13 protein-coding genes are annotated in these 13778 nt (G+C 37.6%); 8 read left to right on the plus strand and 5 right to left on the minus strand.

The window, feature by feature from the left end:
• Positions 1-2: 2 nt before the first annotated feature.
• The 5 genes from icd to HII17_RS12595 all read right to left on the minus strand — a co-directional run bounded on the left by icd (position 3) and on the right by HII17_RS12595 (position 5897).
• Complete coding sequence (icd, locus tag HII17_RS12575; RefSeq protein ID WP_169075732.1) at positions 3-1256, minus strand: NADP-dependent isocitrate dehydrogenase; 1254 nt, start codon at positions 1254-1256, stop codon at positions 3-5.
• Between the two features lie 161 nt (positions 1257-1417).
• Entirely contained in the window at positions 1418-2122 is a 705-nt protein-coding gene (locus HII17_RS12580; RefSeq protein WP_169075733.1) for an SGNH/GDSL hydrolase family protein, read from the minus strand.
• The gene (locus HII17_RS12585; protein ID WP_169075734.1) at positions 2119-2811 is read right to left on the minus strand and encodes a substrate-binding periplasmic protein; all 693 of its coding nucleotides are present in this window, start codon (positions 2809-2811) and stop codon (positions 2119-2121) included. Before HII17_RS12585 ends, HII17_RS12580 begins: the two co-directional genes overlap by 4 nt.
• A 100-nt stretch (positions 2812-2911) precedes the next feature.
• Entirely contained in the window at positions 2912-3538 is a 627-nt protein-coding gene (locus HII17_RS12590) for a LysE family translocator (protein ID WP_169075735.1), read from the minus strand.
• Positions 3539-3662: 124 nt separating this feature from the next.
• On the minus strand, positions 3663-5897 hold the full coding sequence (locus HII17_RS12595; protein WP_169075736.1) for an NADP-dependent isocitrate dehydrogenase: 2235 nt from the start codon (positions 5895-5897) through the stop codon (positions 3663-3665).
• Positions 5898-6050: 153 nt separating this feature from the next.
• On the opposite strand from HII17_RS12595, the gene HII17_RS12600 reads away from it, so the two are divergent.
• From HII17_RS12600 to HII17_RS12635, 8 genes are all read left to right on the plus strand, one after another.
• Complete coding sequence (locus HII17_RS12600) at positions 6051-6686, plus strand: pseudouridine synthase (RefSeq protein WP_169075737.1); 636 nt, start codon at positions 6051-6053, stop codon at positions 6684-6686.
• A gap of 35 nt (positions 6687-6721) precedes the next feature.
• A complete protein-coding gene (locus tag HII17_RS12605) occupies positions 6722-7186 on the plus strand; it encodes an NUDIX domain-containing protein (RefSeq protein ID WP_169075738.1) in 465 nt (154 codons plus the stop codon).
• A gap of 69 nt (positions 7187-7255) precedes the next feature.
• Entirely contained in the window at positions 7256-8413 is a 1158-nt protein-coding gene (mnmA, locus tag HII17_RS12610; RefSeq protein WP_169075739.1) for a tRNA 2-thiouridine(34) synthase MnmA, read from the plus strand.
• 5 nt (positions 8414-8418) lie between these two features.
• The gene (hflD, locus tag HII17_RS12615) at positions 8419-9036 is read left to right on the plus strand and encodes a high frequency lysogenization protein HflD (RefSeq protein ID WP_169075740.1); all 618 of its coding nucleotides are present in this window, start codon (positions 8419-8421) and stop codon (positions 9034-9036) included.
• Positions 9037-9069: 33 nt separating this feature from the next.
• Positions 9070-10437: an adenylosuccinate lyase gene (gene purB / locus HII17_RS12620; RefSeq protein WP_169075741.1), complete on the plus strand. Its 1368-nt coding sequence runs from the start codon at positions 9070-9072 to the stop codon at positions 10435-10437.
• Between the two features lie 73 nt (positions 10438-10510).
• Positions 10511-11656 (plus strand): cupin domain-containing protein, encoded by a 1146-nt coding sequence (locus HII17_RS12625; protein WP_169075742.1) that lies wholly within the window; start codon positions 10511-10513, stop codon positions 11654-11656.
• A 4-nt stretch (positions 11657-11660) separates the two neighbouring features.
• Positions 11661-12122: a GNAT family N-acetyltransferase gene (locus HII17_RS12630; RefSeq protein WP_169075743.1), complete on the plus strand. Its 462-nt coding sequence runs from the start codon at positions 11661-11663 to the stop codon at positions 12120-12122.
• A gap of 304 nt (positions 12123-12426) precedes the next feature.
• Positions 12427-13461 carry a Leu/Phe/Val dehydrogenase gene (locus HII17_RS12635; protein ID WP_169075744.1) on the plus strand — a complete coding sequence of 345 codons (1035 nt, stop codon included), beginning with the start codon at positions 12427-12429 and terminating at the stop codon, positions 13459-13461.
• The last annotated feature ends 317 nt before the right edge of the window (positions 13462-13778 follow it).

A 13778-nucleotide genomic window follows, 5' to 3' on the forward strand; every position in this document is an offset into this window, starting at 1 on the left:
GATTAATTTAAATGTTTGATAATTTCGTCACCGAATTCAGAACAAGAAACTAACGTTGCCCCGTCCATCAAACGCTCGAAATCATAAGTAACCGTTTTAGCACCTATTGCACCAGACATACCTTTAAGCATTAAATCAGCGGCTTCAGTCCAGCCCATATGACGCAACATCATTTCAGCAGATAAAATAACTGAACCTGGATTTACTTTATTCAAGCCAGCATATTTAGGTGCAGTGCCATGAGTTGCTTCAAATACAGCAACTTCATCACTTATATTTGCACCAGGAGCTATACCAATACCGCCGACTTGTGCTGCTAACGCATCTGATAAATAGTCACCATTAAGGTTTAACGTCGCTATTACGCTGTACTCTTCAGGCCTTAATAACACTTGTTGTAACATTGCATCAGCTATTACGTCTTTGATTATTATTTCTTTACCTGATTTAGGGTTAGTTAATGATAGCCAAGGACCACCATCTAAAAGCTCAGCCCCAAACTCATCATGTGCTAACTGATAACCCCATTCTTTAAACGCGCCTTCGGTATATTTCATGATATTACCTTTATGTACTAGCGTTACTGAGTCTCTGTCGTTATCAATTGCATATTGAATTGCTTTTCTTACTAAGCGCTGTGTACCTTCTTTAGATACTGGTTTAATGCCAATACCGCAATTTTCAACAAAGCGTATAGAAGAAACCCCCATTTCATCAGTTAGAAACTTGATTACTTTATTTGCTTGCTCGGTTCCTGCTTTGTATTCAATGCCAGCATAGATATCTTCAGAGTTTTCTCTGAAAATTACCATATCTACTGCTTCAGGATGTTTGACTGGACTTGGTACACCAGTAAACCACTGAACAGGACGTTGGCAAACATATAGATCAAGTACTTGTCGTAATGCCACGTTTAAAGAACGAATACCACCACCTACCGGTGTCGTTAGAGGCCCTTTAATGCCAACTCGATATTCTTTGAACATTTCTAATGTTTCTTCAGGCAACCAAGTTTCCGAATCGTACATTTCTGTAGCTTTTTCACCAGCATACACTTCCATCCAATGGATTTTCTTTTCACCGCTATAAGCAATTTCTACAGCTGCATCAACTACCTTTTTCATAGGAGGAGTAACATCTACCCCGATACCATCCCCTTCGATAAAAGGAATTATAGGATTGTTAGGCACATTTAATTTACCATTTTCTAGGGTAATTTTTTGACCTTCAGTTGGAATAGTAACTTTATTAGACATAGCATCCCCCGATTAGTCTAGTGATGAGAAGAGATTAAGTAACACCTCTTTTTAATTAAGCTAAACTAAAAAGAGCAAATACACTAATCACTGCAACGTTATAATTAATATAAACCTCATGAATACCAATAATAATAGTCTATTTAGAAAATAAGTTAATATTAATCAAAGAAATGCGTAATTTTTTCTGCCATTAGCTGGCACGCCACTGTAGACGGGTGAAAACCATCTTCAGCAAAGTGTGATTTTTCACCACTAAGTTCTATCGGGATAGTATTTACAAATTTAAAACTAGGTATTAGCGTATTTGTTATATTATTAAGTTCAGAACACCGGGCACCAAGTACCGAGGATAAAGGTAATTTTAATAATGGAAATTTGTCCATTGGCGGAACTTCTAAAAAGGTAATTTTTGCATTAGGTGAAACATGAAGAATACGATTAATAAGTTCATTAATTTGTATTCGCCATTTCGAAAAAGAAGTGAACGCTTTTACATCATTTACACCAATAGACACCACATAATGGTTTGCTTGTGGTAATTCATGACTATCAATGTGCAAGAGCAAATCATTAAGTTTATAACCTGACTTCCCCATTACTTTCCACTTAGGCATGCCAAGTTTTCCGTCTAAACATTTAGCTATTTCCCCTGCTAATGCGTCATCAATATGTTCAATACCAACGCCTGCTGCTACTGAATCGCCTAACATGATAAAATCAAATGTTTCATGGTTTTTATCAACAATACCATTTGCTTCAGGTAAACGAATTGCGATCTTTTTAAAGAAACCCCCCTGTACAATCCATATAGGAAAAGTGGCTATACTAAATAGTGTATTTAATGTTTTACTCTTAAAAATCATAGTAACTCTAGGTATTTATTAATAACAGCACGTACTTTGCCTGTTTCATGCAATTGATAAATAGCACTGTTTAACCTATTTAAAAGTAAAGCATGCTCATTTCGAAGTCTTATATGTAAAAAACCATCCGAATGCAGCAAAGTTAATTTTACTTTTACATCTAAACGTGAGGACCAGTATTTCGCAGGAAGGTCACCTATAATCGCATAATCAATGCGTTTACTCGCCAGTGCTTTTATTAATTCTTTTTCTGAAGAAAAATCCTGACGAATAAAGACATCGTCATTATGATAGTAATAGCCTCTTACCGTACCAATAGGCTTATTATGCAACTCTTGCTCTTTCGTTATTGGTATGTTGTTAGCGCTAAGCTGTACGACGTACTCCTTTATAGGTACCAAAGGCTCACTTAACACAAATTTAGGGGCGAACTCTTGATTTGCGAACCAGGCGGGGCTTATGAGATCAAAATCTATGTCACCTTTTTCGATTGCTGCTACTAATCGAGCTGCGGGTAAAGTGATATGCTGCCCTTTAATGTCAGCTAATGCGAGAACTTCAGGCACTAATTCGCCTAAAATTCCTGGCCGATCTTTATCATCAAAATAATATGGGCTCCAATTATTAGAACCAGACAAGTCAAATTTCAGAATCGGTTCAGTACCACTTACATTAAAATTAAAAAACATTAATAGGCACAACAATTGCCATTTCATAATATTAATTTACCAATTACTTTCACCCTTTAATTAGATTAGCCTAAATTTTAAAGTGGTTTAATTTATCGAGTTATACTTTTGTTGTAAGCACTTTAATCCCCATAAGGATCATCGCGCCACCCAGTATTCTATCAATCCAATGTGCTGAACGTTGAAATCTGCTATTAAGAACTGAATTACTTAACATAAATACCACCAGTGAGAACCACAACATTTGCAATACCATTAACCATACGCCATAAAAAGCCAATTGCCACATAGGCATTTCAGGTGAAAGTACCATAGTAAACAAAGCAACAAAGTAAATGGGTGCTTTAGGGTTAAACACATTACATAGAAAACCTGTAGTTATTGTTTTATATGTTCCAAATTTATTTTCGGTCCCTAAATCTATGTTAACCGAGTCTTTTCTATTTGCTTGCAGGCCATTAACCCCAAGGTAAAGCAAGTAGCAGCCACCAAGTATTCGAATAACCCACAGCGCTGTTTCAGAATTCGCTATGATTGCAGCCAAACCTAATGACGAATAGATAATATGAACAGACAAGCCTAGCGCTATTCCCAAACTACACAGTAGCCCTGCACGTTTTCCATTTGCCAACGTTTGCTGAGAAACCAATACAAAGTCGGGTCCAGGCGAGGCTGCAGCCAACAAATGGATAGAAGTGATGACTATAAGACCTTGTATGAATTCCATAAAAAACTTAAAAATTATGATTTATTAGATGTTAAATGAAGTTGTAAAACTAAACAATTTAAATTGAGGGCAAAAAAAAGGCTTGTATAAACAAGCCTTTTCATTCAATTAATTAAGACAGCAATTAAAGCAACGTTGCCAAAATTGTATTTAGTGTTTCACTTGGGCGCATTGCCTTAGCAGCAGCTTCTTGCTCTGGGAAGTAGTAACCACCAATATCCATTGAAACACCTTGCGCATCATTTAGCTCAGCAACAATCTTTTCTTCTTGCTTAGTTAATGCTTGTGCCACAGGTCCAAAAGCTTGTGCTAATTCTGCATCTTTATCTTGCGAAGCTAATGCTTCTGCCCAATACATTGAAAGGTAAAAATGTGAACCACGGTTGTCTAATTCATTCACTTTACGTGATGGAGACTTGTTTTCTTGTAAAAACTTAGCTGTAGCCGCATCAAGTGTATCAGCAAGTACTTGTGCTTTGGGGTTATTAGCAAAGTTAGCTAAATGCTCTAGAGATGCTGCTAATGCTAAAAACTCACCTAGTGAATCCCAACGTAAATGGTTTTCTTTTTCAAATTGCTGAACATGCTTAGGAGCCGAACCACCTGCTCCAGTTTCAAACAAACCACCACCGTTCATTAACGGTACAATTGAAAGCATTTTTGCCGACGTACCTAGCTCAAGTATCGGAAATAAATCAGTGTTGTAGTCACGTAAAACGTTACCTGTTACTGATATAGTGTCTTCGCCGTTACCGCAACGTACTAACGTCTTTTTACACGCTTCTGTTGGAGCAAGAATGCTTAAATCTAAACCGGTAGTGTCATGCTCTGGTAAATATTGGTTAACTTTCTTAATAATTTCAGCGTCGTGCGCTCGGTTTTCATCTAACCAGAAAATTGCTGGCGTATTAGATAAACGTGAACGAGTAACCGCTAATTTCACCCAGTCTTGAATTGGTGCATCTTTAGTTTGACACATACGGAAGATATCACCTTCGCAAACGTCATGAGATAACAACACTTCGCCAGTTGCTGCATTTACAGAGCGAATAATACCATCGCTTTGTGCTGTGAAAGTTTTATCATGCGAACCGTACTCTTCAGCTTTTTTAGCCATTAAACCAACGTTAGGAACGGTACCCATAGTTGTTGGGTTAAAGGCACCATTTTCACGACAGTAGTCTACTACTGCTTGAAAAACACCAGCATAATTACGATCTGGAATGGTAAATTTGGTATCTTTTTGTTTACCATCTGGTCCCCACATTTGACCAGAAGCTCGTAAAGCAGCTGGCATTGATGCGTCGATAATGATATCGCTTGGTACATGTAAGTTAGTAATACCGCGATCTGAATCAACCATCGCCATTGGCGGACGCGTTTCATAAACAGCTTGCAGGTCTGCTTCTATTTCAGCTTGTTTCTCTGACGGCAAGCGGCCAATTTTGGCGTAAACATCACCAATACCGTTATTAGCATCTACACCTAACTGATCAAAAACAACAGCATGTTTTTCAAATACCGTTTTATAATAGACTTTTACACAGTGACCAAAGATGATTGGGTCTGACACTTTCATCATCGTCGCTTTCATATGTAACGAGAATAAAACGTCTTCTTCTTTAGCTTTTTCAATTTCTTGTTCGAAGAATTCAACTACCGATTTTTTGCTCATTACTGACGCATCGATAACTTCTTTATCTTCTAAAGCAACTCTTTCTTTTAAAACTGAAACATTACCTGTCGCATCGACAAACTCGATACGCATGTCTGTAGCACCATCAACAGTCATTGATTTTTCGCTACCGTAAAAATCGCCTTCTGACATGTTAGCTACATGTGATTTTGAATCTTTTGACCAAGCGCCCATTGAGTGAGGGTTGTTCTTAGCGTATTGCTTAACTGAGCCAGGAGCACGGCGATCTGAGTTTCCTTCACGTAATACAGGGTTAACCGCAGAACCTAACACTTTTGCATAAGTTAGCTTAATTGACTCTTCCGCCTCATTTTGTGGTTCTTCAGGGTAATCTGGTAAGTTATAACCTTGTGCTTGAAGCTCTTTAATCGTTGCTTGAAGCTGAGGGATAGAAGCACTAATGTTAGGCAGTTTAATTATGTTAGCTTCTGGTGTTTTAGCCAAATCACCTAGCTCTGCCAATGCATCGCCAATACGTTGCTCTTCTGATAAATACTTTGGAAAGTTAGCAATCACACGACCTGCTAAAGAAATGTCACGAGTTTCAACATCAATGCCAGAAGAAGCGGTGTATGCTTTAATAATCGGTAATAAAGACTGAGTCGCTAATGCTGGCGCCTCGTCAGTAATTGTATATATGATTTTTGATGTATCTTTGCTCATTGAAATTCCTAATTTTTTCCTGCTATTTTTTTGTTAGCCAGCGAGTTGCTAACGTACTGTAAAAAATTTTTTGCTGGCGCATAGTACTTAAATTCAAAGCACTTTAAAATAGTCACAAGCAATCAATCGTTTAAATTCAACAGGCAAGTAAAGTTGACAAACAATAAAAGCAAAGCAAAGACAAGGGGTAACGGTCAATCCAACCACAAGGTACGACCAGTTAATAAAAAGCCCTCTATTTCGCCAGAGAGCCGTAAAATCATACTATTTAATAAACCGTTTGATGTATTAAGTCAGTTTACAGACGACCAAAACCGTAAAACCTTAAAAGACTATGTAACAATAAAAGACGTTTATGCCGCAGGTCGCTTAGATAGAGATAGTGAAGGCTTATTGTTATTAACAAATGATGGGAAATTACAACATAGAATAGCAAGTCCAAAATTTAAAGCGCCAAAAACTTACTGGGTGCAAGTTGAAGGAAGTCCAGAACAACAAGACATTGAAAAGCTCATTAGAGGTGTTGAATTAAAAGATGGCATGACTTTGCCTGCAAAAGTAAAAATAATTGACGAACCAAAGGTATGGCAGCGAACCCCACCTATTCGAGAACGTAAAAACATTCCAACAACTTGGTTAGAGATTATCATCACGGAAGGTCGTAATCGCCAAGTTAGGCGTATGACGGCGCATATTGGCCATCCAACTCTTCGCCTTATTCGCTATGCAATTGGTCATTGGAATATAGACAACATAAATAATGGCGAATTTGTTTTAGTCAAAGAGTAATGAAAAAACTCGTTAGCAATTACTTAGGAAAAAGAATGAACCAGCATGGTAGTGAACAATTTAAACCCAATACAACTGTAGCTGCTATTGTACACTGTAAAGGTAAGTTTCTTTTAGTAGAAGAAAAAGAAAATGACCGCACAGTCTATAATCAACCAGCAGGTCATTTAGAAGCGAAAGAGAACCTGATAGCCGCTATGCAACGGGAATTGGAAGAAGAAACCGGCTTATTATTATCTCCAGATTACTTATCAGGCATATACTATTTCCATCGTCCTGAACTAGCTCTTTATTTTATGAGGTTTAGTTTCGTTTTTGAATTGGCAGAACAGATAAAATGTGCACCATTGGATGCTGAAATTACCGCTTGCCATTGGTTGTCGTTAGACGAAATAACACGTTTAAAACCTCAGTTAAGAAGCACTATGGTATTAGACTGTATAAATGACTATTTAACTGGTCAAAAAATCTCTCTTAGCACATTAAAAAGTAACCTTTAAAGGCTATTACAGCAGATAAGGCTATGCTATAATTCTGCGCCTTTTTTCCTATAGTGGTTACGAAATTTAATGTCATCTAGCGAAAATTCGTCATTAACTAATACGTCTAACGACGCAGTAAATACAACAAAAGCCCCTCAAGATACCCGTGTAATCGTTGGTATGTCAGGTGGTGTTGACTCTTCAGTTTCCGCCTACTTATTAAAAGAACAAGGTTATCAAGTTGAAGGCTTGTTTATGAAAAACTGGGAAGAAGATGATACCAATGAGTACTGTGCCGCTGCTGAAGATCTTAAAGACGCACAAGCTGTATGTGACAAACTAGGCATTAAATTACACACAATCAATTTTGCTACAGAGTACTGGGATAATGTATTTGAATATTTCCTTGCTGAATATAAGGCAGGACGTACGCCTAACCCTGATATAATGTGCAACAAAGAAATCAAATTCAAAGCATTTTTAGAGTTTGCCTGTGAAGACCTAGGAGCAGACTATATTGCTACAGGACACTATGTACAAAGAGAATTTCGTGATAGCAAATGGAATATGATCCGAGGTTTAGATAATAACAAAGATCAAAGTTATTTCTTATATACTCTTAGTCATAAACAAGTTGGACAAACTTTATTCCCAGTTGGTCATATTGAAAAACCAGAAGTTCGGGCTATTGCTGAAAAAGCAGATTTAATTACTCACAACAAAAAAGATAGCACAGGTATTTGCTTTATCGGTGAACGGAAGTTTAAAGACTTCTTACAAAAGTATTTGCCAGCGCAGCCTGGGAAAATCGAATCTGCTGAAGGAGAAGTGATCGGAGAGCATGACGGTTTAATGTATCATACTCTTGGACAACGGAAAGGCTTACGTATTGGAGGCTTGGCTAATGCCGGTGAAGAACCTTGGTATGTAGTAGAAAAAGACCTTATCCGTAACGTACTTATTGTTGGTCAAGGTCATAACCACCCTCGTCTTTTTTCTAAAGGTTTAATAGCGAATCAATTACACTGGGTAAATAGAGAGACAGTAGCGGTTCCATTTACGTGCACAGTTAAAACTCGGTATCGCCAAGAAGATGTAGCTTGTACTGTTACGCCACTAAACGATGATGAATACGAAATCCTATTTGAAGAGCAACAAAGTTCGGTAACTCCGGGACAATCTGTAGTATTTTATCAAGGTGATGTTTGTTTAGGTGGCGGTATTATTAATACCCTAATTCGATAATTATTATGAACGATCAAACATTAACGTTTGCGGCAATATGTCAAATTGCCAGCATGGTCCAAACAATTGCACGTAAAGGCACTGTTGACAACCAACAATTAGCAACAATGCTAAAAAGTATCACAATTACCTCGCCTGAAAATACCTTAGAAGTTTACGGTGGGAATTTAAGTAATTTAAAAAATGGTTTAAACGTTATTACTAGCCACTTGGGTGATGACACTAAACAAAAAGATCCAGAATTAACACGTTACATTGTCAGTTTACTTAATCTTGAACGACGATTAACTAAGAACAAACGCCAATTAGCAGCGCTAGGTGAGCGAATCGACCAGACACAAAGACAAAGTGAGCATTACGAAATTGATAGCCCTCAATTGCTAGCAAGCTTTGCGAGTATTTACAGTGACTTGATAAGCCCTTTAGGCGCTCGTATTCAAGTTGCTGGCGAACCAGTTAATTTAAAACAAGAATCCAATCAGCACAAAATTAGAGCGTTGCTTTTAGCAGGAATTCGAAGTGCTGTACTTTGGCGACAAGTTGGCGGAAAACGTAGAAATATATTATTTGCACGTTCTAAACTATTAAAATGTGCTAACCAGTTACTAAGCGAAATTTACTAATTTTTTAATTTTATTTGTTTGTAGGAAAACACTATGGAACTTTCAGCATTAAGTGCAATTTCACCTGTTGATGGTCGTTATGGCAGTAAAACAAAAGCCTTACGCCCTATTTTCAGTGAATTTGGTTTAATTAAATACCGCGTTACCGTTGAAGTTCGTTGGTTACAGAAGTTGGCTGAACAAGCAGAAATTGCTGAAGTACCAGCGTTCTCAGTTGAAGCCAACAGTGTCTTAGACGATATTGTTGCAAACTTTTCTGAAGAAGATGCAATGCGTGTAAAAACCATTGAAGCAACAACAAACCACGATGTTAAAGCTGTAGAATATTTCTTAAAAGAAAAAATCGCAGACAATGCTGAACTAAACGCAGTAACTGAATTTATTCATTTTGCGTGTACGTCTGAAGACATCAATAACCTTTCGCACGGTTTAATGCTGACTGAAGCTCGTGACCAAGTTGTTATGCCAATACTAGATGAAATCCTAGAGGCACTTAAAAAATTATCTATCGAGTACAAAACAATCCCAATGATGGCTCGTACCCACGGCCAACCGGCATCGCCGACCACTATGGGTAAAGAAATGGCAAACGTATATGTGCGTTTAAAGCGCCAGCGTGATCAAATTGCAGCGGTAGAAATGCTTGGTAAAATTAATGGTGCTGTTGGTAACTACAATGCTCATCTATCTGCTTACCCAGACGTTGACTGGCATACATTCTCAAATGAGTTTGTAACGAGCCTAGGTTTAACATGGAATGCGTTTACTACACAAATAGAGCCGCATGACTATATCGCAGAGCTTTTTGATGCGGTTGCACGCTTTAACACTATTTTAATTGATTTTGATCGCGACGTTTGGGGTTACATTGCTCTAGGTCATTTCAAGCAAAAGACGATTGCAGGTGAAATTGGTTCGTCAACAATGCCACATAAAGTTAACCCTATTGATTTTGAAAATTCTGAAGGTAACTTAGGTATTGCTAACGCGCTTTTTGCGCATTTAGCACAGAAACTTCCTGTATCTCGCTGGCAACGTGACTTAACTGACTCAACAGTGTTGCGTAACCTAGGTGTTGGTTTTGGTCACGCGTTAATTGCTTACGCAGCTACGTTAAAAGGTATTAGTAAATTACAAGTTAATGAGCAATCTTTAGCGAATGAGCTTGACCAAAACTGGGAGTTATTGGCTGAGCCAATTCAAACAGTAATGCGTCGCTACGGCATTGAAAAGCCATATGAAAAGTTAAAAGAACTTACTCGTGGCAAACGAGTTAATGCCGAAGTAATGCGTGAATTTGTAGCTAAATTAGATATGCCTGAAGCGGCAAAAGCAGAATTAGCAGAATTAACACCTGCAAGCTATATTGGCCGCGCTATCGCATTTATTGATGAGCTATAATTAGACATCTTTATTGAGAAAAAGAAGACTAAGGTCTTCTTTTTTTATACCTAAATATTCACGAGCTTTAACTATGTATACCATTAACTGGGGCGACCTAACCCCTGAACTTTTCCTTAAAGAATACTGGCAAAAAAAACCCTTATTAATAAAAGCTGGCTTTAATTCTTTTCAAGACCCAATAACTGCAGATCAGCTTGCCGGACTTGCTATGGAACAAGAAATTGAGTCCCGCATAATAGCCCATGATAACAATGAGAAGTGGCAAGTTTCACACGGACCATTCGAAGAATTCAGTGAATTCGGTGAAAATAATTGGACGTTACTTGTTCAAGCGGTTAACAACTGGTCAGAAACAACAGCAGCATTACTTTTACCATTTAAATTCCTGCCTAATTGGCGAATAGATGATGTAATGGTGAGCTTTTCAACACCAGGTGCTGGTGTCGGCCCTCATTTGGATCAATACGATGTATTTATTACTCAAGGTGAAGGAAAGCGTCGATGGCAAGTCGGTTTACCAGATGCGGGCCTTATAGAATTGGTACCTCATGAAGACTTGAAACAAGTCTCGGCTTTTAAGCCTATTATTGATGAAGTAACAGAACCAGGCGATATTTTATATATTCCTCCAAACCACCCACATAACGGTGTTGCACTAGAAAACTCAATGAATTATTCAGTAGGTTTTCAAGCCCCTAGTGCACAAGAAATGATTACTGCACTAGCCGATACCGTTATCGATAAAGATATCGCAGGTCAACGCTTCGGTGATCCTAATAGATCTATAACTATCTCGCCTGAGTGCTTAACCACAGAAGACATAAAACAACTTCAATCGTTTATGTTAACTCAAACAAGTGACCTCGATTTATTTAGCGACATGATTTCATCATTTTGTACACGTAATCACCACGCTTTAGAAATACTGATACCAGTTGAACCATTTACTGAGGAAATGGTTGTTAGTTACCTAAATGACCCTGAAATATTTGTACGCCCAGTACTAGGTATTAAATCACTAATTAATGAACAAAATGGTGACTTATACATAAATGGTGATCGGGTTTCAATTTCTGAAAATACGAGAGAATTGGCTATTTTAATCGCCAAAAATCAGCCTTTGACATCAGAATCTATAAAAAGTTCCATGGATTGTTTGAATAATATACAAATGTTAACTAGTGTATTAAATATGGGGTACTGGTATATAGATTAACTAAATGCATTACAGTGTAAGTAGAGTTTCTTGGGAGCATGCTGCTCCCCTGCTAAAAACAGTGCGGGAGCGTGTATTTATTTGCGAGCACCGCATTCCAAAACGTGTCGAGTTTGATCGAAAAGATAAGCAAGCTATTCACATGCTAGTTTGTGATGATCACAGCCAAGAACCAGTAGCTACTGGGCGTATTTTACCAAATGGAGAAATTGGAAGAATTGCTGTTGTAAGGGAACATCGTAGACAGCAACTTGATAGACTAATATTTAAAGGGTTACTAAAAGCAGCAAAAGAATTGCAACTTAAAGAAGTTTTTATCTATAGCCCATTAGACTCTGTAGAATACTTTACTAGCAACAAATTTTACCCTGTAGGCTCAGTATTTATGGAGGCGGGACGACCAATACAACAGTTAGCTTGTCCTGTTGAAAAAATCAAAAGTAAAAAGTGTTACCTTAGTCATTAATTGATAATAACTCCCAACTAACAGCAAATTATTTTGGACCACTTTAAGTGGGCAAATACACGATTAACTTCTATTTTTAAGCCTGTTTTGTTCGTTCTATGAAAGTTTTCATAATGTATTTAAATATGAACACTTAACCATAAACTAAATTCCTCGTAGATATAGATTGACGTTTACGTAAATGATAATGTTCTGGCCAATTTATTACAGCTGCGTTTTATTTAGCCAAAACTAAAACAGAGATTATTCCTGTTAACTAAAACAACTTGCTAGATAGCGCGACAACCTACCACGGAGATGAAAAGTGGCTTTTTTTGATTTAGTAGATTTTGACAATCATGAACAAGTTGTATTTTGTAGCGACGAAGAAACTGGCCTTAAGGCGATTATAGCTGTCCACAGCACTAAGTTAGGCGCTGCTGTAGGTGGTTGTAGGATGTGGGATTACGCTAGTGATGAGGAAGCATTGGTAGATGTATTACGTTTATCTAAAGGTATGACATATAAGAATGCGATGGCAGGCCTTACGATGGGCGGCGGGAAATCGGTAATTATTGGTGACGCTAAGAAAATTAAATCTGAAGCACTTTTTAAAGCTTTTGGGCGTGCATTAAATGGCTTAGGTGGCCGATATGTGAGTGCTGAAGATGTAAATATCACTACTACAGATATCGCAATTGCTAATACAGAAACGCCTTATGTTACAGGTACCGAAGGTAAAAGTGGCAACCCTGCTCCTTTCACTGCATTAGGTACATTTTTGGGGCTTAAAGCAGCAGTTAAACATAAATTAAATCGTGACGATTTAAAAGGCTTAACGGTCGCTGTGCAAGGTCTTGGTAGCGTAGGTTTCTATTTATGTGAGCATTTAAACAAAGCAGGCGCAAAACTAGTTGTAACTGATATTAACGAACAAGCCGTGGACAAAGCCGTTGAACAATTTGGCGCACAGGCAGTAGGCCTCAACGAAATTTATGATGTTGAGTGCGATGTTTATGCTCCGTGTGCTCTTGGCGCTACGGTTAATGACAGTACAATAGATCGAATCAAGGCTAAAATCATCGCTGGTTGCGCTAATAATGTATTAGCAGAACCTAAGCATGATCAAGCGCTTGTCGAACGTGGTATTTTATACGCTCCAGATTACGTAATTAATGCAGGCGGAATAATCAATGTGTCGTTTGAAGAAGACTACTGTGCTGACAGAGCAACTAAGAAAGTAGAAGAGATCTACGACACATTACTAAATGTTTTTGCAAAATCAGATATTGAAAATAAGCCTACTGGTATGGTTGCAGATGAAATTGCTCGTCAAATTATTGCCCAAGGTGGAAAGTAACCACTGTAAATAACGATAACTAAAATAATTTCAAAGCCCACTTTATAGTGGGTTTTTTAATCACGTCCCTCAAAGAACTGTTAAAATAACATCTCTTTAATGTTAATATTTAGTAATACTAAATAATAATAAAAACGAAATGTTGCCTCAATCTCCTAAAGTTTTATTCGTAGTATTGCTTGTTATTGCAGCATTATTCCCCTACTCAATGCTTGAAAGTTATACGGAAAATTTAGCTAGCAATATAAAAAACTATTCATTCATTGCGTTACAACTTCTCACTATAGTTTACATAGCAATATATAGAAAACAATTAA

Origin of the sequence: Thalassotalea algicola (assembly GCF_012932965.1) — a bacterium.
Taxonomy (GTDB): Bacteria; Pseudomonadota; Gammaproteobacteria; order Enterobacterales; family Alteromonadaceae; genus Thalassotalea_F; species Thalassotalea_F algicola.

Bases quoted from the DNA above. Each gene is read 5' to 3' on its own strand.
- HII17_RS12625 (WP_169075742.1), top strand. From the start codon at position 10,511: ATGTATACCATTAACTGGGGCGACCTAACCCCTGAACTTTTCCTTAAA.
- HII17_RS12605 (WP_169075738.1), top strand. From the start codon at position 6,722: ATGAACCAGCATGGTAGTGAACAATTTAAACCCAATACAACTGTAGCT.
- HII17_RS12585 (WP_169075734.1), bottom strand. From the start codon at position 2,811: ATGTTTTTTAATTTTAATGTAAGTGGTACTGAACCGATTCTGAAATTT.
- hflD (WP_169075740.1), top strand. From the start codon at position 8,419: ATGAACGATCAAACATTAACGTTTGCGGCAATATGTCAAATTGCCAGC.
- icd (WP_169075732.1), bottom strand. From the start codon at position 1,256: ATGTCTAATAAAGTTACTATTCCAACTGAAGGTCAAAAAATTACCCTA.
- HII17_RS12580 (WP_169075733.1), bottom strand. From the start codon at position 2,122: ATGATTTTTAAGAGTAAAACATTAAATACACTATTTAGTATAGCCACT.
- HII17_RS12630 (WP_169075743.1), top strand. From the start codon at position 11,661: ATGCATTACAGTGTAAGTAGAGTTTCTTGGGAGCATGCTGCTCCCCTG.
- HII17_RS12595 (WP_169075736.1), bottom strand. From the start codon at position 5,897: ATGAGCAAAGATACATCAAAAATCATATATACAATTACTGACGAGGCG.
- HII17_RS12590 (WP_169075735.1), bottom strand. From the start codon at position 3,538: ATGGAATTCATACAAGGTCTTATAGTCATCACTTCTATCCATTTGTTG.
- purB (WP_169075741.1), top strand. From the start codon at position 9,070: ATGGAACTTTCAGCATTAAGTGCAATTTCACCTGTTGATGGTCGTTAT.
- mnmA (WP_169075739.1), top strand. From the start codon at position 7,256: ATGTCATCTAGCGAAAATTCGTCATTAACTAATACGTCTAACGACGCA.